Here is a 17761-nt window from a genome sequence, read left to right as displayed (position 1 = left end):
GAGGCGGTGGGCGCACCGGGTGGGGCCGGCCCCGTTGGTGCGCGCCTCGGGGGAGGGGTGGCCGGAAGCCGGGGAACGGCAGCGGCGGACGGGCTCGTGGCCACGGCGAGGGGCGGCCGGCCCGAGGGGACGGCCCCGCCTCAGCCCAGTTCGGCCAGCTTGTTCCAGGCGGGGGCCAGCGGCCCCCCGTGGGAGGCGCGCAGGGCGCAGAGCGCGGCGAACCTCGGGGTCTGCGAGCGGGCCGCGTTCACCAGCAGCGCCGCCTCCGGCAGGCCGTGCACCAAGGCGCCGACCGCCGCCCAGCCGGCCAGCAGGGCGTCGCCGGGCAACCGGGCCGAGGCGTCGACGAGGCGGCGCGCCATGTCGATGTCCTCGTGCAGCACGGACGAGCCGCTGGCGATCAGGTCGTGGGCGTGGTGGACGTCCAGGAGGCGGCCGAGCTCGCGCAGCGGGTCGCGGTGGTCGTCGACCCTGAGGTCCAGCGGCAGCGGTTCGGTCCCCCCGGCGGCGCGGACGACGAGCGCCACGGACTGCTGCCCCCGGGCGTCGCCCCCGGCCTGCTGCCCGGCGCGGAGCGAGGCGACGAGTCGGCGGTGCAGCGGACCGGTGGTGGTGTGGAAGGTCTCGCGGGCCGCCTCCCACACCTCCGTGGAGGTCAGCAGGTTGCCCTGGACGGCGACCTCGGGCAGCGCGACGCCTCCGGCGGCACCGGGGCAGGCGTCGCCGGTCCAACTGGTGCTCTCCGACGGGGTGACGACACCGCACTGCATCTCCGCGCTGAGCCCAGCCGCGCGCACCGCCTCTTCCGGCTCGTTCCCCTCGCGGAGCCGGTCGAGGACGGCGTGGAGCTGGTCGGCGCCCGCGGCGCCCTGCACGACCACCGCCGCCAGCCCTGGTTCGACGGCGAGCGCCCTCGCGCCGATGGCGAGGACACCGCTGGCGACGGCGGCGCCCAGTTCACCGGTCACCGGGTCCCTGGCGACGATCGAGAAGGTCACACTGGCACCGTAATCGAGATCCGCGCCACATACCCTCCTGGAATGCCGGAGGAACTCAGCCAGTTCGTCACCGCCATCGACCACGTCGGTGTCGCCGTCGCCGACCTCGAGGAGGCCATCGCCTTCTACCGCGACACCTTTGGTCTCAGGGTCGTGCACATCGAGTCGAACGAGGAACAGGGCACCAGGGAGGCGATGCTCAGGGCGGCGGGGGACGCGGGGGACGGCGCGGCGCTCCAACTGCTGGCCCCGCTCAGCGCGGACTCGCCGATCGCGTCCTTCCTCGACCGGCGGGGCCCGGGCCTGCAACAACTGGCCTACCGGGTGTGGGACATCGACGCGATCAGCACGGCGCTGCGCCACAAGGGCGTCCGCCTCCTCTACGAGGAGGCCAGGCGGGGCACCGGGGGTTCGCGCATCAACTTCGTTCACCCGAAGGCGGCCGGGGGTGTCCTGATCGAACTCGTCGAACCTCCCAAGTCCGCGCTCCCGTGACCGGGGAGGGCGCGGCGGCACCGGCCCGGGGCCCCTCCCCGTCCGACCACCGGGGAAGGGCCGTCACCCGTACGGCGGGCCGGTCGGTGCGAGCCCCGTCGGCGATCCGGTCCGGAAATCACCCAGCAGGAGGAAACCGGACCGGCGGGACCGGCCCGTGACCGGGGTGACCGGCGGTGGAACCGCACCTCCCACTGGCCGCCGCTCACCCCAGGGCGGGACCGGGCTCAGCCGGGCAGCAGGACGATCCGTTCGCCCACGTGCCGTTCGATCTCGGCCCGGCTGTAGAGCAGGGGGACGAACTCGCCGTCGCGCCACGGCTCGGCGTGGTCGCGGTAGTGCGGGCTGTCCGGGTCACCGGACTGGCCTGGCCCGTTGATCACGAGGGAGCGGTCCCACTCGCCGACGTCGAGGACCATGCGGAACGACGGGCCGTTGGTCTGGCGGAAGTCGGAGACCCGGTAGGAGGACTGGTTCACGGTGTCCTTGGAGCCGCCCCGGGGGAAGGGCCCCACGTCGAGGCTGGCCGGGTCGTCTTCCGCGCCGCCCCGTCCGACGGGGTGCGCGAAGAGCGTGTGCTGCAACCGCCCCCACTCCCACCGCCGGTCGTTGCCGCCCAACAGCTCACCGGTCTCCCGGTAGGCCGCGCGCAGCGTGGTGAGCAGCAGCTCGTCGCGTTCCTCCTGGTCGAGCCAGCGGCCCGGGTTCTCCAGCTCCTCCACCAACACCAGGGTGTCGGGTTGTTCGATGATCTCCGCTGCCTCCGGAGCGGCCAGGCGGACGAACTCCGGACCGAGGTGCCGGGACAACCACACCTCGAACAGGGCCGCCGGGCCCGAGTCCGCGGTCTCCACGTGGTCCCACCCGACGAGGAGGTCGCGGGCTCGGCTGGTGATCGCGTCCCCGGGCTCCAGCCCGGGCAGCAGCGCGGTGATCCGTCGCGCGGGCAGGGACAGCTGGTCGAGCTGGAGGGCGGCCGAGTCGGCCAGACCGTGGTCGGTGTCCTGGGCGAGCACCTCGGTGATGCGCTGGAACCGGAACGGGTTGGTCCACTCGTACCCCAGCCCGTACTCCTCGTGCGGGAAGTCCGGTGGCAGGTTCATCTCGTTGGCGGTCGCCACGTACCCCTCGGCGGGATTGCGCGAACGCGGCAGCTCGGCCCCGTCGTGGAAACCCGTCCACTCGTAGCGGCCGTCTCCCGGGACGGGCAGCAGACCGTCGTAGCCGGAGCGTTCCGGCGCGAGGCCGCCGGGCACCCAACCGATCTCACCGGAGACGTCGGCGTACACCTGGTTCTCCGTCGGCGCTCCCCACGTCCGCATCGCCTCCTCGAACTCGTCGAAGCTCCGGGCCCCCTGGTAGGCGAGGCTGCCGAGGTAGGGGGACATCCCCGGTTCGCTCCACGCCGTTCGCACCGCGTACCCGAGGTCGCGGTCCTCGTCGACGTGGATGAGGGGACCGTGCCGGGTGTGCCGCGTCTCGACGGTCACCGCGTCCTCTCCGGCGACCTCGATCCGCTGTTCCTCGACCTCCACGCGTTCCCACCCGTCCCCGTAGCGGTACCGGTCGTGGTCGGCGGGATCGAGTTCGTAGACGTAGAGGTCCTCCTGGTCGATGGAGAAGATCGTCAGGCCGAAGGCCGCGGTGCCGTTGTGCCCGATGGACACGCCGGGCAGTGCGGGCTCACCGGCGCCGATCACGTCCAGACCGGGTGCGGACAGGTGCGTGACGTACCGGAGGGCCGGGGCGGAGTAGGCGCGGTGCGGGTCGTTGGCGAGGATCGGGCGCCCGGTGCTCGTCCGTTCGGGCGCAACCACCCAGTTGTTGCTGCCCACCACGGTCGGGTCCTCCGCCTCGAGGACCCGCACCTCCCCGTCGGAGAACGCGACCCCGCTGGTTGCCAACCGGAACGTGTCGAGCACCTCGTCCCCGATGGCGCAGGGGTCGAGCCCGTCGGGGACCTCGGTGGTCCAGTCCGGTTCGAGGCCACGGCGCACCAGGTCGGCGTCGGTGCCCTCGGCGCACGCGACGCGCGCCCGGGCGACCTCACTGGTGAGGTTCCTGGTGAGCCCGTGGCTGCGGATCCGGACGACGTCCTCCGGGGCCCACCGGGAGGGCTCGTACCCGAGTTCGGCGAACTCGGGTGGGAGCTGGTCGGGGTTCTCCTCCAGCCAGTCGACGTAGGCGTTGATCCCGGTGACGAAGGCCGTCACGGTGCGTTCGGCGTCCGGTCCGTAGCTCGCCCACTCGGCCTCCATGTCGCCGTCGTAGAGGAAGAGCCGGGCGGCCCTGTCCTGTTCGACGTAGTCGGGCCCCAGGTCCGAGGACAGCTCGCCGAGTCCGCGTTTCCGCCACAGGTCGATCTGGAAGAGCCGGTCGCGGGCCGCGTTGAACCCCTGCGCCAGGTAGAGGTCGTCGGTGTTGGCGGCGAAGATGTGCGGGATCCCCCACTCGTCGACGAGGATCTCCACTTCCTCGGAGAGGCCGGGGAGGGTGACGGTGGTGCCGGCCCCCTCCTCACCGTCGGCCGCTCCGGAGGCGGTCACGGGCAGCAGGGCCACCAGCGCGACGGCCGTCGTTCGTCTCCGCCACCTGGCGGCGGGATCCCGTCCGGTACTCGGTATGCGCATGACTACTCCGTCCGAGCGGCCCACCTGACGTGGGCTTCGGACACGAATCGTGCATGCAACGTGAATATTTCACCATGCGCCCCAGCAGGACCTCACTCGAACGGCCCAGGGCCGGGCGGCCACCACTACTCCACCTCGATCAGTGACCTACTCCGTCCGGCCTGGACCGCCGGCGTGCCGACGAGGACCGCGCACCCCGGACGGGACCGCCCGACGGCCGACCGGGCGCGTCCCCTCTCCGCGCTCGGTGTTCACCCGCTTTCCAGCGCCCGCGCGACGAAGTCCAACTCCCGGTCCAGCACGTCCGCCGGCTGGGTGTGCCGGGCCACCGAGTGGCGGTAGCTGACCGCCAGCGCCAGCAACGCCGCCGCGCTCTCGATGTCGTCGCTCCCCTCCCGGGCCCCGACCCTTCCCTCCCCGACGAGCGCCGTCTCCGCCGCCGGCCCCCCGGTCGCTTCCCGCGCGGCGATGAGCACCTCCCGGATCTGGGAGACGATCCCGCGCAGCCGCGCATCCAGCGCGTCCCGGACGGCCGGATGGGTGTCGGTCTCCCGCCAGAGCAGGTGGGACAGCAGCGGTGACGCGTCGAGACCTCGGTCGAGCGCGGCCACCAACTGGCGCAGGCTGGTGGCGACGTCCCCGGGGACGACGACCGAGGTCAGGTCCACCCGCACGTCGGGCAGGCGTTCGATGAGGGCCGCCAGCAGGTCCTGCTTGCGGCGGAAGTAGTAGTGCACCAGCCCCTTGGGGACCTCCGCCCGTTCGGCGATCCGCGAGGTGGGCGTGGCGTCGAAACCCGATTCGGCGAACAGCTCGCCGGCGGCGGTCAGGATGCGCTCCCGCGCCCCGACACCGTCCCGCTGGCCTGTCCGCCGCACCCTGCCGCTCCTCGTCGAGCCTGCCGCCGCGTCCGCCACGCTCACCGTTGTCCCTCCCCATACGCCGGTCGTGCCCACAACGGGTCCGCCTTCTCGGCACTGGACACGTTATGGGCACGCCGGGCGCGGGGACACCGCCGCCGGTGTGGCCGGCGGCATCCACTCAGTGGGCCATCACCCCCCGGTGAGCGGTGTTCGCCTCGGGCAGCGCCGCCGCGCTCACCAGGACCGCCAGCACACCCACGATCCACGAGGTCCACGCCGCGCCGCCCTGGTCCGTGTACCCGATGACCCAGGGCGCCAGGAACAACAGGACCCCGAAGAGCATGTGGGTCCACTCGCTGGCGACCGAACCGGGCGCCGAGAGCGACCACAGACCGCTGATCGCCAGCAGCGCGCCGAGCACGATCATGGTCCACGCCGTGCCCGCGGTGACGTCCAGCCAGATGGTCGAGATGACCGTGTAGACACCGAGCGCGAACGCTGCCCAGTCCTGCCAACGTGACCACTTTCCAGTCATGGTCTCCACCTCCGTTCCTGCAGGAACTACCCCAGGATGCGCCTTGGTTGGCCAACCGGTCAACCCGTGCGGTCTCGTCGTCCGGCGAACTCGGGACACGTGAACCACAATGGCGGGGAGATACCCCGAACCCTCCGGCCATCCAGGTAGCGTGACACTCATGGGCCTTGCCGACGACCGTGACCTACTACCCCTTGGCTCCGGCTTTGACGTCGCCAAACGTGGTTACGACCGCGCTCAGGTCGACGAGCACCTCGAGCGGTTGGACGCCGATCTCCGCATCCTCGCGGCCGACCGGAACGCGGCCCTGTCGCAGGCGGGCGACCTGGCCCGCCAGTTGGAGGCGGCCCGCTCCGAGATCGAGAGCCTCCACTCCCAACTGGAGCGGATGAGCCAGCCCCCCACCAGTCTGGAGGGGATGAGCGAACGCCTCCAGCGAATGCTCCGGCTGGCGCAGGAGGAGGCCAACGAGATCCGCGCCCGCGCCGAGACCGACGCGGCCGAGATGCAGGCCAAGGCCGAGAAGGAGGCCACCGGCCTCCGGAACCAGTACGAGCGGCTCATCGCCGAGAACGACACGCGTCGCGCCGAGATGGAGGCGGAGCACCGCGCCACCCTGGACAAGGCCAACCAGGAGGGTGAGCGCATCCGTGCCGCCGCGCAGGAGGTCCTCCAGCAGGGGGAGGCCGACGCGGACCGCATTCGGCAGGACGCCGAGAACATCCGCCGGCAGGGCGAGGCGGAGGCCCAGCGGCTCCGCCAGGAGGGCGAGGCGATCCGGCAGAAGGGCGAGCACGACGCCCAGGAGTACCTGCGGCAGGCCGAGCAGACCCGCCAGGCAGCCGACGCCGAGGCCGACGCCCGGCGCAAGCAGGTCGAGGACGACTTCGAGATGGCGATGTCGTCCCGCCGCAACGAGGCGATGCGCACGCTGGCCGAGCAGGAGGCCCACAGCAAGGCGGAGGCCGAGCGGCGGGTCAGGGAGGCCACCGAGGAGGCCAACCGGCGGCTCCAGGAGAGCACGAACGAGGCGCACCGCCGGGTGCGGGAGGCCACGGAGGAGGCCAACCGGCGGATCGGCCAGGCCCAGCGCCAGGTCGACACCCTGCGCCAGACGCGAGGCCGGCTGGCCCAGCAGCTCAAGGCGATCCGGGCGGTCTTCGTCGAGGCCGGCCCCCTGCTCGACCTCGCCGACGAGGACCAGCAGCCGGTCGAGCCGCCCGCGCTGCCGGCCGGTTCGCAGTCACGTCACGACCCGCCCACGCAGCACTTCCCCCGGCCCCACTTCCACCCGGTGCCCGCCGGCCCGCCGGTGCCCGGCTGGGCGCCCGCCAAGCAGCCGCCGCACCAGCAGCACAACGGGGCGGAGGAGACGGTCATCCAGCGCCACCCCCACCAGCGGACCCGGGTCTGGGACCAGTCGGCGTCGGTGCCGGTGAACGTGCCCTCCGCTCCGCAGGACGCGGTCTCGCAGGTGCGGTTGGAACAGCCCCACCCGCCGGCGCCCCCGGCCCCCCAGCAGGCCACCGACGCACAGGTGACCCAGGAGACGCCGGCCCCACCCCCAGCGAACGACCAGGTCGCGGCGGAGACGGCCACCGGCGCCGAGGCCACGCCGGCCGACGGGGCCGGTGCGGACAACGAGGGCACCACGGTGATGGCGATCCCCCGGGCCGAGGACGAGCGGGCCACCGGGGAGGAGCCGGCCACCCCGGCCACCGGGAGCTCCGACGCCGACGCGGCGGTGACCTCGGACGACGGCACCAGGATCATGCGGTTGCCCACGCCGGAGGACGAGCGGGAACCGGAGCAGCAGCCCGCCGAGGAGCAGGGAGCCGAGGCGAGCCAGGGGCACGGGGATGAGACCACCGTGTTGCCCGCTCCCAAGCAGCAGTAGCCGCGCGACAGGCCGCACCACCACCGCGAGGGGTCCCGGTTCCGGGGCCCCTCGCGGCGTTCCGAGCGCGCGAGCTGGAGGTCCTCCTCCCACCGCCCGCCCCCAGGCCCGACCATCCGTTCCGTGCGTTCCCACCTCCCAGCGGCGGCGACCACCACCGGGGGCCGTCGACGAGCACACCACCCGAGGCGGGTGGGACTTCCCTGGTCGGAGGAACGGCTCACTCCCCCGCCGACGCCACCTCGTCGAGCCACGGGACAAGGCATCCGGCGAAACCGACCGGGTCCTCGACGGGGGCGAGGTGCCCGGCTCCCGGCACCACCCGCAGCGCGGAGCCCGCGATGTCTCCCGCCAGGGCGCGGTGCTCACCGACGGGGACCACGCCGTCCTCCTGGCCCGCCACGACGAGCACGGGCACCGTGGCGGCGGCCAGCAGCGCGCGCGAGTCCCGCCGAGACGCCATGGCCCGCTGCGCCCACGCCACGCCGGCCGGCGACTGCTCGCGCGCCCAACCCCGGACCGCGCGGACCACCTCCGGCCGGGACGCCCGCGTGGTCGGCCCGAGCAGTCCCTCCACGGCCGACTCGGCCGACCAGCCGGTGGCGCCCTCGCGTTCGAGCCGGTCCGCCACCCGCAGCCGGTTGGCGCGCTGTTCGGGACCGTCGGCGCCGGCCCGCGTGCCCACCAGCACCAGACCGGCGACCCGCCCCGGGGCACGCCGCAGCAGCGCCATCGCCACGTAACCGCCCATCGAACAGCCACCCACCACGACGCGCCTGACCCCCTGGGCATCCAGCTCGGCGAGGACGTCGTCGGCGACGACGTCGAGATCGGGCTGGGGCACGTCGCCGTCCCGGGTCAGGGGGCGACCGCCCAGTCCCCGCTGGTCGGGGGCGAACACCCGCCGGCCGGGCCCGAGCAGCGGGCGGACGCCGCCCCACATCCGAGCGTCCACGGGGAAGGCGTGCAGCAGCACCAGGGGCGGTGTCATCCTCGGTCCCTTCCGTCGGTACGCCGGCCATCCTCCCCCCGGCGACGCGGACGCAGCGACCGGAGCGGCCGATCCGACGGGCGGGTCAGGACTGGTGGACGGTGAACTGGTGGGTCTCGTACGGCCCGTCCCAGCTGCGGGGCAGTGGGGTCGGCACGTCCGGGGCCACGATGGAGACGATTTCGTCGAGGACGTCGTCGGCGCGACCGACCCAGAGGTGCTTGGCTCCCTCGAAGGGCACCACCCTGGCCCCGGGGATCGCCTGGAAGCGCTCGTGGGCGGCGGGCGGGCGCAGGTAGTCGTCGAACTCGGGCACGAGCGCGTGCACCGGCTTGCCCGACTCGGCCCACACCCGCAGGTGCTCCTCGCGGCTGTACCGGAGGGGCGGGGACAGCAGGATCGCACCCCGCACCAGCGGGTCGCAGCCGTGCATGAGCGCGAGGTCGGTACCGAAGGACCAGCCCAGCAACCAGACGTTGGGCAGGTCCTCGAACTCGGCGTACTCCAGGGCCGCCACCACGTCGTGCCGCTCGGCGTCCCCGTGGGAGAACTCGCCCTCGCTCCGCCCCGCCGCGCTCTCCGTTCCCCTCGTGTTGAACCGCAGCACCGCGATGTCGGCGAGCGCGGGCAACCGCCAGGCGGCCTTGCGGTAGACGTGGGAATCCATCATCCCGCCGTGGGTGGGCAGCGGGTGCAGGCAGACCAGCGTCGCCACCGGGGCCCTCCGCTCGGGCATCGCGAGCTCCCCGACCAGGCGCAGGTCGTCGGCGGTGTGCAGGGTGAGCGGCTCCCGGCGTGCGGGCAGTACCGTGCCCGCCCGGATCTGTGTACTCATCAACACTCGATCGTGCCATCACCGGCCGCGGTGGCCGGGGTGATCCGGGCCACCGGGACACGGGTCACGAACACCCGTTCCCTACCACCACCGCCGGGTCGGGCCCCGCCTGCCGCGCGCCTGCCAGCACCCGTTGTGCCAGTGCCGACGTTCCTCGGCGCTGCCGTACTCGTCGGCGGGCCAGGCCACCACGTGGGGGATGCCGGCGCGGATCTCGTGGTCGCAGCCCGGGCACCGGTAGGTCTTCACCGCCTGGGAACCGGGAACGGTGCGCACCATCCAGTCACCGTCGGGCCCGGAGACCCGCTGGGCGGACCCCACCCCCGCCGACAACGGGCGCGCGGCGGTGGCCCGACCTCGGACGGCGGACTTCGGGGATCGGTTGCGGCGCGGCACGGACGACCACGGTAGTCGCCCCGGCGCCCGCACCGAGTCCTCGGCCACCGTGACCGGCTGAGGGGCGGGGACGCCGGCAGGAGCCTCGACCGGCTCCGTTCTGCGATGATGGCGGCGTGCCCAGCTACGAGTTCCGCTGCCGTGAGTGCGCCACGACCTTCGAGGTCCAGCGGCCGATGAGCGCCGCCTCCGACCCGGCTCGCTGCCCGGTGGGTCACGACGACACCGTGAAACTCCTCTCGACGGTGGCCCTGGCCCGAGGGGGCGGCGCAGCGCCGGCCGGGGCCGCCGCTGCGACGCCGGCCGGGGGAGGCTGCTGCGGCGGGGGATGCTGCGGCTGACCTCGGCTGAGCGACCTGCTCCCGGCCCGGCGCGTAGGCGTGCGTCGGACGGTTCCCCCTCGGATGACCTCGCGTCGACTCCCTCGGCGGGTCGGCGCGGTTCACTCGTCGAAGTTCCGCTCGACCAGGTCCGTCACCCGCCTCAGCGCGGTCTCGGCGTCCGGTCCGGTGGCCGAGACGGTCACGGTGTCCCCCCGGCCGGCGCCGAGTCCCATCAGGGCCAGCACGCTGGCGGCGTCCACCTCCCCGTCACCGAAGCGCACCCGCACGTCCGCGTCCAGGCCGGCGATGCTCCTGGTGAGCAGCGCGGCGGGCCGCGCGTGGAGCCCGACCTCGTTGCGCAGAACGAACGTTTCGGCCCGGACCTCAGCGGTCTCGACCGCCCCTTCGGCCGCCGGCCCGGTGAGGGCCGGTCCCCGCGCTTCCGGGCCGGGTGCCGCCGCCACCGCCGCCGCGCCGACCGTGGCGAGTTCGCCGCCGTTCTGGGCGGCCACGGCGGCGGCAACGGCGCCCTCCACGAAGGGCGCGTCGACGAGCAGGACCCGGTCTGGATCGCCCACGCTCTCCGCCGCCAGCTCGGCGGTCATCCGGGCGCTGCCCAGGTCGTAGAGCACGACGAGGCCGGCCCCCTGGTCGGCGTCCGCGACGGCCGTGGAGACCGCGTCGAAGTCGGTGCCCAGGCCTCCTCCCGGCAGCCCGCCCACGGCCTCCAGCCGCACGTCCGGTGCCATCTGGCCGGCGAGTTCGGCCAGTCCCTCCGCCAGTGCCCGGCTGTGGGACACGAGGACCACCGCCACTCTCATCCCTCGCACTCCTTCCCCGGGGTTCGGCGGGGGCTGGGGCCGGGCGAGGCGAACGCGCCCAGCACCAGGGCGGTCGAGCGCGCACCGGGGTCGAGATGACCGGCGCTGCGTTCTCCCAGGTAGGACGCCCGTCCCTTCCTGGCGACGAGGGGGGCGGTCTCCCGCGCGCCGGTCTCGGCCGCGGCGGAGGCGGCGGCCAGCACGGCTCGGGTGTCCCCGCCGTCGCCGACCGCCCGTTCCGCCGCCGCGACCGCCGGGACCAGCGCGTCCACCATGGTCTTGTCGCCCGCCTCCGCGCGTCCCCTGGCGACGACGCCCTCCAGGGCGGCGGCGAGCGCGGCGGCGACGTCCTCGGGGCCGAGTTCCACCCGGTCGGGCACCGCCTTGGCGGCTCGGAGCAGGGCCGTGCCGTAGAGGGGGCCGGCGGCGCCACCGACCGTGGAGATCAGGGTGCTGGCCACCAGTTTGAGCACCTCGGCGGGACTGCCGTGCTCACCCTCGTCCAAGCTCGCGCGGACCGCGGTGAAGCCTCGGGTGAGGTTCTCGCCGTGATCACCGTCCCCGATCGCCCGGTCGAGGTCGACCAGTTCGTCGCGGTGCGCGGTGATCACCTCGGCGACCCGGTGGAAGGCCGCCACCACCTCGTCCACCCCGCACCCCATCAGGGCCCCCAGTTCAGCGCGGTGGTGCGCACGGGGGCGTCCCACAGCGCGGTCAGTTCGTCGTCCAACCGGAGCACGCTCACGCTGATGCCCCGCATCTCAAGGCTGGTCACGTAGGGGCCGACCAGGCTGCGGCGCACCCTGATCCCCCGTTCGTCGAGCAGGCGTTCGGCGATCCCGTGGGCCAGGTACAGCTCCAGCGGGGGAGTTCCGCCCATCGAGTTGGTGAACAGCAGGACCTCGTCCCCCGAGGCGAACGGCAGGTCGTCGAGCACGGGCTCCAGGAGCCGGCGGACCAGGCCGTCCGCGGGTTCGAGCGGGATGCGCTCCCGCCCCGGTTCACCGTGGATGCCGATCCCGATCTCGATCTCGTCCTCGCCCAACTCGAAACTGGGCCGGCCGACGTGGGGCACGACGCAGGGCGACAGCGCCAGCCCCATCGACCGCACCTGGGAGTTCACCCGGCCCGCGATCTCGGCGCACCGGTCGAGGGAGTCCCCCCGGGCGGCGGCCGCGCCGACGATCTTCTCGACGAGGACGGTTCCCCCCACTCCCCGCCGCCCCGCGGTGAAGGAGGAGTCCGTGACGGCCACGTCGTCGTCGACCACCACCGTCCGCACCTCGACGCCCTCGGCCTCGAGCAGCTCGGCGGCCGTCTCGAAGTTGAGCACGTCGCCCGTGTAGTTCTTCACGACGAGCAGCGCGCCCCCGCCCGCCTCCACCTCCCGCACCGCGGCGACCACCTGGTCGGGGGTGGGTGAGGTGAACACCGGGCCGGGGCAGGCGGCCGCCAACATGCCCGGGCCGACGAACCCGGAGTGCAGCGGTTCGTGCCCCGAGCCGCCTCCGGACACGACCGCGACGGCGCCCGGCGGGGTCGGCTCCACCCGGGTGACCACGGCGGGGTCGGTGCTCACCCTGAGCAGCTCGGGATGAGCCAGGGCCAGACCTCGGAGCGCGTCGGTCACCACGGTCGAGGGATCGTTCAGGATCTTCTTCACGCGTCGAACCTCCCTGTCGACCCGCCCGGCTCGTCCGGGCAGGCCCCACGCCCGCCCCCTGACCGGGTGACGGCCGTCACCACGGTGACCCTACCGGTGCCAGAGGTGTCGGGTCGGGTGGACGGCCGGGGCGGATGCGGACACCGGACGACGGCGCCGCCAGGGGTCACCGCCGGTAGCGCAGGCGCAGGAGCCGGCCCAGCCGCCGCACGGCCCTGGTCCGCCCCGTGAAGGTCATCGGGTTCAGCAGGGGGCGGAACCGCCGCCGCACCACCGACTGCGCCCTGGCGAAACCGCGGAGGCCGTCCTCCCCGTGCACCCGGCCGAAACCCGACTCGCCGGAACCCCCGAAGGGGAGAGCTGGAACGGCGGCGAAGGTGAGGACGCCGTCCACCGCCACCATGCCCGCTCGCAGCCGGGGCGCGAGGTCCGCTCCGGCCGGACCGGCGAAGACGGCCGCTCCCAGCGCGTGGCGTCCGGAGTTGGCCCGGGCGACGGCGGTGTCGAGATCGGGAACGCGGTGGACGACGAGGACCGGCCCGAAGGTCTCCTCCGAACTGACCAGCGCCTCCTCCGGCACGTCGACCAGCACCACCGGCTCGACGTACGGCGGCCGTACGGACTCCACGCCGCCGACCAGCGCCCTGCCTCCCCGCTCCAGCGCCTCGGCGAGCTGGCGGCGCACGACCTCGACCTGGGCCGGGTCGGTCATCGGCCCGTAGTCGGCGTGGGGTTCACCGCCGGGTCGCACCCGGGCCACCCGTTCGACGAGCAGTCGGAGGAACTCCTCCGCGACGGCCTCCACCACGTAGATCCGTTCCACCGACACGCAGATCTGGCCGGCGTTGGACAGCCCGCCCCACACGGCGGCGTCGGCGGCGCGTCCCAGGTCAGCGCCCTCCCCGACGATGAGGGCGTCCTTCCCCCCGCATTCGAGCACGACGGGTGTGAGGCTGTCGGCGCAGGCGTGGAGGACGGCCCGGCCCGTGCTCGCCGAGCCCGTGAAGGAGATCTTGTCCACCCCGGAGGCGCACAGCGCCGCGCCGGTGTCGCCAGCCCCGGTGACGGTGTGGAGCAGTTCGCGCTCCGGCACGCTCTCGGCGAGTGAGGCCGCCAGCCACCGCCCCACCCCGGGCGTGAGCTCGCTGGGTTTGAACACGACCGTGTTCCCGGCGGCGAGCGCGTAGGCGATGCTGCCCATCGGGGTGAGCACGGGGAAGTTCCAGGGCCCGATGACGCCGACGACGCCGAGCGGGAGGTACTCGACCGTGGAGACCTGGTTGTTCATCAGCCACCCGGACGGCACCCGCCGGCGCCCCAGCACCCGCTCCGCGTGCCGAGCCGCCCAGCTGAGGTGTTCGACGGCCATCGCCACCTCGACCCGGGCGTCGTCGACCGGCTTCCCGGTCTCGGCGCAGACGAGGTGCGCCAGCTCGTCGAAGTGGCGGACGAGGTGGCGGCGCCAGGCGGCGAGCCGGGCGGCACGGCCGCCGAACCCCAGCCCGGACCACCACTCGCCGGCGGCGCGCGCCGAGGCAACGGTGTCCTCGACCTCCTCGGGTGTCCGCAGCGGGTAGTGGCCGACGGTCTCCCCGGTGCGGGGGTCGACGGAGGTGAAGCGCCGCGCTCCCGGCCCCGTCACCGACTCGCCGGTGACCGTCCCGCAGCCGCCCCCGGACACCCCCGCCACGCTGTTGTCCTGGCCTGGCACGGGGTTCGGCATGGTGCATCCTCCCAGGGACCGGGGAGCGTCGCGGGCCGTCAGCCCAGTTCGCGCGCCGGACACGTCGCGGTCGTGACAGATCATCTTCCGGACACCCCCCATTGCGCACCCGTTGGCGTGGGGCCGTGGTGAAGATCCGACGAACGGGTGATGGGCGGGGTGGGCGGGGAACACCCCGTGAGTCAGGCCGAGGGCGGCAGCCCTGGCCTGACCTCCTGGGCCGCCGCGAGCGCGCCGGCGCAGACGTCGGCCCCGTCCCGCAGGACGTCGTCCATCACCACCCGGACGATCTCGGACTCGTACGCGCCGCCGCCGGTGGTCCGGTGCAACCAGCTGATCTCGCACTGGGGGTAGACGATCTCGGACCGTTCGCGGTAGGCGACCGCGCCGGCCACCTCCACCTCCTCGGTGGCGTCGTCGTCGGCGGGGTCCGACCCCTGCGCGAACTCGACGAGGAGGGACGGGCCCGCCGGGGCTCCCCAGCGGCACCGGTACAGGCCGTCCGGCCGCGACTCCTGATCGGGTCCCAGGACGTCCTCCACCACGTCCGGGGCCAGCAGGGCGCAGGGGTCCCGTTCCAGCAGGGTGCCGTCCGGGGTGTCCAACAGCGGGGGACCCTCGCGGAGTCGTTCGACCGCCACGCGGGCCAGTTCGCCGCCCTGGTCGCACAGATCCTCGCCGGGGCCGTCGACCAGCACGGTCAGCGCGCGGGGGTGTTCGCCCTCGCTGGTGAGCAGCCGCACCGTGCAGTTCCCGCCGGACCCGCTGCTCATCGACTGCAGGTAGGTGGGGAGGCCGGCGATGTCCTCGGCAGCCTCCTGCGCGAAGAGGAGCGCGTTGTCCCCGAGCTGGAGGGACACGTTCAGGGAACGTTCCTCCAGGAGCTTGTACCCGTAGCAGCGGTCCCAGCCGGAGTTGGACAGGGTCAGGTCGTCGGCCAACGGGGCGAGGGCCGCGGGGTCGACCAACGCGCACGGATCGACCCTCCGTTGGGCGTCCAGGGTCAACGCCGGGTCCTGTGGTCCGGTCCACTCCGCCGCGACCCCCGGATCGACCGGGGCGGGTTCCATCGGGACCGTGCTCCTGGCCGAGACGGTCTTGGTCAGGTCGGGTGCCGCTCCGCAGCCGGCCGCCACCAGGGACATGAGCACGGCCGCTCCCAGGAACGAGGAGGCGGGACCGGTTCGACGCACAGGCACGTCCGCACGCTAGCCGGTCGTCGGTGCCGGTGGGTCCACTACGGCCAACCGTGGTCCCCCGGCTCGCGCGGGGAGCGCGTTCGGTCCCGTACGGGAAGTGGAGGACTCCGCTGGGTGCGCGTCCGCGCGGGTCCCCGCGCGCGGCCAGCCCGTCGAGGACCGCGCCGGCGGGCGAGACCTCTCGGCCCGTTCCAGCCCCCGCCCGGACGGGGGCGCACGGGCGGCCGGGGAGGCGGTGAGGGCGGCCCGTCGGTTCACCGGCTCGGGCTCGTCCGCCGTCCCACCTGGATCCACCGCCGCTGGGGATGGCCGCCGCGCGGGGGGCTCCCGGAGTTCGGTGGCAAGCGGGTCGAGGGTCGTCACCAGGAACGTGAGGGGGACGTCGCGCGCGGCGAGCACGTCCGACGCCCAGTCGAGGAAACCGTGGAAGAGCTCGTCATCGCCGAGGTAGGGCGCGGTCACCAGGAAGCCGATGATGTGGACCCACGTCCTCGGCGGTGTGCTGGCGCTGCCGTTCGGTGTGCTCGGTGACGGCCGGGAACAGATCCTCCAGCCGCGCGCAGGTGGTCCGGACGAGACCCGTGGCACGCCGCGCGACCATCGTGCACTCCCGCGCCACCAGGCGCGGGAGGTCGTCGACGGGGTGGCGGGGGAGGTCGGCGGTGGTGGCCGCCGCGCCGCGAGGAGGTCGGCCGCCTCGCGGGCGTCCCGGGCCCAGGCGTGCGCTCCGAGCGGTTCGGCGTAACGGCCGTCCGCGCCGCAGGGGGCTCCGCCGACGATGACGGCCTTCCGTCGGCATGGCAGGCGGTGACGGTCGCGTGCCCGGTGGGGAGGCGGGTGGCGATCGAGCGGGAGAGCGCCACGACGTCGGGGCCCTCCCGGTGCGGGTGGGTGATCAGCGGTGAGGAAACGGGAGTGCGCGTCGACCAACCACGCCGGTTGCCCTGGTCGAACCGGGCACCCCCGTCGGCGGCGGGGAAGCCGTTGAGGGCCCGCGGGGTGCCGTCGCGCCCGAGCAGCACGGCGGGACAGGGCGTGGAACCCCACAGCTCGTCACCCACGAGGGGCGGGGAGGCGCGCGTCAGGCCGTCCGTGTCCACCGTTCCCACTGGTCCCGACCTGGTTCGGCGGTCGCGAACGGGTCAGCGGCGCTCACGTGTTGAGCGACCAGACCGCGGCGTTCAGCAGGGCCGCGAACCCCACCCAGAGCAGGTAGGGCACCAGCAGCACAGCCGCCGTGCGGTGGAGCCGGGCGAACAGGCCCACGAGGACGGCGACGACGAGGAACAGCACCACGATGTCGACCAACGCGAGGCCGTAACGTCCGGCGGCGAAGAACAGCGGCGTCCACGCGGCGTTCAACACGAGCTGGGCGCCGTACAACCCGAGCGCGGTACGGGCTCCGGTGATGCCGTGCCGCCGCCACACCAGCCAGCCCGAGACGGCGATCAACACGTAGAGCGCCGTCCACACGGGCCCGAAGAGCCAGGAGGGCGGGGCCCAGGACGGCAGTTCGAGCGCCGCGTAGTCCTCGGCCGCGGATCTTGAGGCGAGCGAGCCGACCACGGCGGTCGCCGCGACGGCCGCGACGAAGACGAGCAGCCCGCGCACCGGGTGCGCGGGGGCGTGGCCTGGCTCCGGTTGGACGGGCATCCCCCCAGGCTAGGGCCGATGCGGACGCCCGTGTTCCCGACGCCCCGCGCTCAGAAGAGGCGGAACTCGTCCGGTTCGATGCCCCGCAGGGCGTCGTAGTCGAGGGTGACGCAGCGGATGCCCCGGTCCTCGGCCAGCACCCGCGCCTGGGGCCTGATGATCTGCGCGGCGAAGACACCCCGCACCGGCGCCAGCAGGGGATCCCGGTTGAGCAGGTCCAGGTACCGGGTCAGCTGTTCGACCCCGTCGATCTCACCGCGACGCTTGATCTCCACGGCGACCGTGGCCCCCGCGTCGTCGCGGCAGAGCAGGTCGACCGGGCCGATGGCCGTCGGGTACTCGCGGCGCACCAGCGACCAGCCCTCCCCGAGGGTGGTGACGTGCTCGGCGAGCAGCTCCTGGAGGTGCGCCTCGACACCGTCCTTGACCAGGCCCGGCTCCGGGCCCAGCTCGTGCTTGCTGTCGTGCAGGACCTCGCTGATGGTGATGACGAGCTTCTCGCCGGCCTTGTTCTGCACGGTCCACACGTCGGGGTCCTCGATCAGCCAGCAGGGCGGGCTCATCCAGTTCAGCGGTTTGTACGCGCGGTCGTCGGAGTGGACCGACACGGACCCGTCCGCCTTGATCAGCAGGAGCCTGGTGGCCTTCGGCAGATGGGCGGTGAGCCGGCCGACGTAGTCCACCTGGCACTGAGCGATCACGAGACGCACCCGGCACAGCCTAGATGCCCCGTCGACGC

At 73.8% G+C, this 17761-nt stretch carries 18 protein-coding genes; 4 read left to right on the top strand and 14 right to left on the bottom strand.

Going from position 1 to position 17761, the window contains the following annotated elements:
- Positions 1 to 140: 140 nt before the first annotated feature.
- Positions 141 to 998, bottom strand: a complete 858-nt coding sequence (locus tag C1701_RS17840; protein WP_051712938.1) for a DUF1028 domain-containing protein — start codon at positions 996 to 998, stop codon at positions 141 to 143.
- A gap of 42 nt (positions 999 to 1040) precedes the next feature.
- On the opposite strand from C1701_RS17840, the gene mce reads away from it, so the two are divergent.
- Positions 1041 to 1493: a methylmalonyl-CoA epimerase gene (gene mce / locus C1701_RS17835; protein WP_026418598.1), complete on the top strand. Its 453-nt coding sequence runs from the start codon at positions 1041 to 1043 to the stop codon at positions 1491 to 1493.
- Positions 1494 to 1720: 227 nt separating this feature from the next.
- Here mce and C1701_RS17830 read toward each other — a convergent pair whose 3' ends face one another.
- The 3 genes from C1701_RS17830 to C1701_RS17820 all read right to left on the bottom strand — a co-directional run bounded on the left by C1701_RS17830 (position 1721) and on the right by C1701_RS17820 (position 5521).
- Positions 1721 to 4123, bottom strand: a complete 2403-nt coding sequence (locus C1701_RS17830; protein ID WP_051313883.1) for a penicillin acylase family protein — start codon at positions 4121 to 4123, stop codon at positions 1721 to 1723.
- Between the two features lie 251 nt (positions 4124 to 4374).
- Positions 4375 to 5001, bottom strand: a complete 627-nt coding sequence (locus tag C1701_RS17825; protein WP_026418600.1) for a TetR/AcrR family transcriptional regulator — start codon at positions 4999 to 5001, stop codon at positions 4375 to 4377.
- A gap of 163 nt (positions 5002 to 5164) precedes the next feature.
- Entirely contained in the window at positions 5165 to 5521 is a 357-nt protein-coding gene (locus tag C1701_RS17820) for an SPW repeat protein (protein WP_030105491.1), read from the bottom strand.
- 160 nt (positions 5522 to 5681) lie between these two features.
- Here C1701_RS17820 and C1701_RS17815 point away from each other — a divergent pair, with 160 nt between their 5' ends.
- Entirely contained in the window at positions 5682 to 7418 is a 1737-nt protein-coding gene (locus tag C1701_RS17815) for a chromosome segregation protein (protein ID WP_245588769.1), read from the top strand.
- 220 nt (positions 7419 to 7638) lie between these two features.
- Here the strand turns inward: C1701_RS17815 and C1701_RS17810 are convergent, their stop codons facing one another.
- The 3 genes from C1701_RS17810 to C1701_RS17800 form a co-directional block, all read right to left on the bottom strand.
- The gene (locus C1701_RS17810; RefSeq protein ID WP_026418602.1) at positions 7639 to 8409 is read right to left on the bottom strand and encodes an alpha/beta fold hydrolase; all 771 of its coding nucleotides are present in this window, start codon (positions 8407 to 8409) and stop codon (positions 7639 to 7641) included.
- Positions 8410 to 8494: 85 nt separating this feature from the next.
- Positions 8495 to 9244 (bottom strand): alpha/beta hydrolase, encoded by a 750-nt coding sequence (locus C1701_RS17805; protein ID WP_026418603.1) that lies wholly within the window; start codon positions 9242 to 9244, stop codon positions 8495 to 8497.
- A gap of 81 nt (positions 9245 to 9325) precedes the next feature.
- On the bottom strand, positions 9326 to 9640 hold the full coding sequence (locus C1701_RS17800; RefSeq protein WP_026418604.1) for a hypothetical protein: 315 nt from the start codon (positions 9638 to 9640) through the stop codon (positions 9326 to 9328).
- A gap of 116 nt (positions 9641 to 9756) precedes the next feature.
- On the opposite strand from C1701_RS17800, the gene C1701_RS17795 reads away from it, so the two are divergent.
- Positions 9757 to 9981, top strand: coding sequence for an FmdB family zinc ribbon protein (locus C1701_RS17795; protein WP_081715388.1), 225 nt, complete (start codon positions 9757 to 9759; stop codon positions 9979 to 9981).
- Between the two features lie 101 nt (positions 9982 to 10082).
- Here the strand turns inward: C1701_RS17795 and dhaM are convergent, their stop codons facing one another.
- The 5 genes from dhaM to C1701_RS17770 all read right to left on the bottom strand — a co-directional run bounded on the left by dhaM (position 10083) and on the right by C1701_RS17770 (position 15369).
- Positions 10083 to 10784 (bottom strand): dihydroxyacetone kinase phosphoryl donor subunit DhaM, encoded by a 702-nt coding sequence (gene dhaM / locus C1701_RS17790; protein ID WP_026418605.1) that lies wholly within the window; start codon positions 10782 to 10784, stop codon positions 10083 to 10085.
- The gene (dhaL, locus tag C1701_RS17785) at positions 10781 to 11446 is read right to left on the bottom strand and encodes a dihydroxyacetone kinase subunit DhaL (protein ID WP_103057087.1); all 666 of its coding nucleotides are present in this window, start codon (positions 11444 to 11446) and stop codon (positions 10781 to 10783) included. The genes dhaM and dhaL overlap by 4 nt, the downstream gene beginning before the upstream one ends.
- The gene (gene dhaK / locus C1701_RS17780) at positions 11446 to 12447 is read right to left on the bottom strand and encodes a dihydroxyacetone kinase subunit DhaK (RefSeq protein WP_103056291.1); all 1002 of its coding nucleotides are present in this window, start codon (positions 12445 to 12447) and stop codon (positions 11446 to 11448) included. Before dhaK ends, dhaL begins: the two co-directional genes overlap by 1 nt.
- Positions 12448 to 12613: 166 nt before the next feature.
- Positions 12614 to 14170 (bottom strand): aldehyde dehydrogenase family protein, encoded by a 1557-nt coding sequence (locus tag C1701_RS17775; protein WP_308208869.1) that lies wholly within the window; start codon positions 14168 to 14170, stop codon positions 12614 to 12616.
- A 182-nt stretch (positions 14171 to 14352) separates the two neighbouring features.
- Positions 14353 to 15369, bottom strand: a complete 1017-nt coding sequence (locus C1701_RS17770; RefSeq protein ID WP_337661799.1) for a hypothetical protein — start codon at positions 15367 to 15369, stop codon at positions 14353 to 14355.
- A gap of 472 nt (positions 15370 to 15841) precedes the next feature.
- Between C1701_RS17770 and C1701_RS17760 the strand changes: the two genes are divergently transcribed.
- On the top strand, positions 15842 to 16114 hold the full coding sequence (locus C1701_RS17760; RefSeq protein WP_103056288.1) for a hypothetical protein: 273 nt from the start codon (positions 15842 to 15844) through the stop codon (positions 16112 to 16114).
- A gap of 407 nt (positions 16115 to 16521) precedes the next feature.
- Here C1701_RS17760 and C1701_RS17755 read toward each other — a convergent pair whose 3' ends face one another.
- Positions 16522 to 17022 (bottom strand): TspO/MBR family protein, encoded by a 501-nt coding sequence (locus tag C1701_RS17755; RefSeq protein WP_026418609.1) that lies wholly within the window; start codon positions 17020 to 17022, stop codon positions 16522 to 16524.
- Positions 17023 to 17072: 50 nt separating this feature from the next.
- Positions 17073 to 17732 carry an endonuclease NucS gene (gene nucS, locus C1701_RS17750; protein WP_026418610.1) on the bottom strand — a complete coding sequence of 220 codons (660 nt, stop codon included), beginning with the start codon at positions 17730 to 17732 and terminating at the stop codon, positions 17073 to 17075.
- Between the last annotated feature and the right edge of the window lie 29 nt (positions 17733 to 17761).

It is taken from the genome of Actinoalloteichus sp. AHMU CJ021 (genome assembly GCF_002895405.1).
Taxonomy (GTDB): domain Bacteria; phylum Actinomycetota; class Actinomycetes; order Mycobacteriales; family Pseudonocardiaceae; genus Actinoalloteichus_B; species Actinoalloteichus_B caeruleus.
This window is presented reverse-complemented; position numbering and strand designations above follow the sequence as displayed.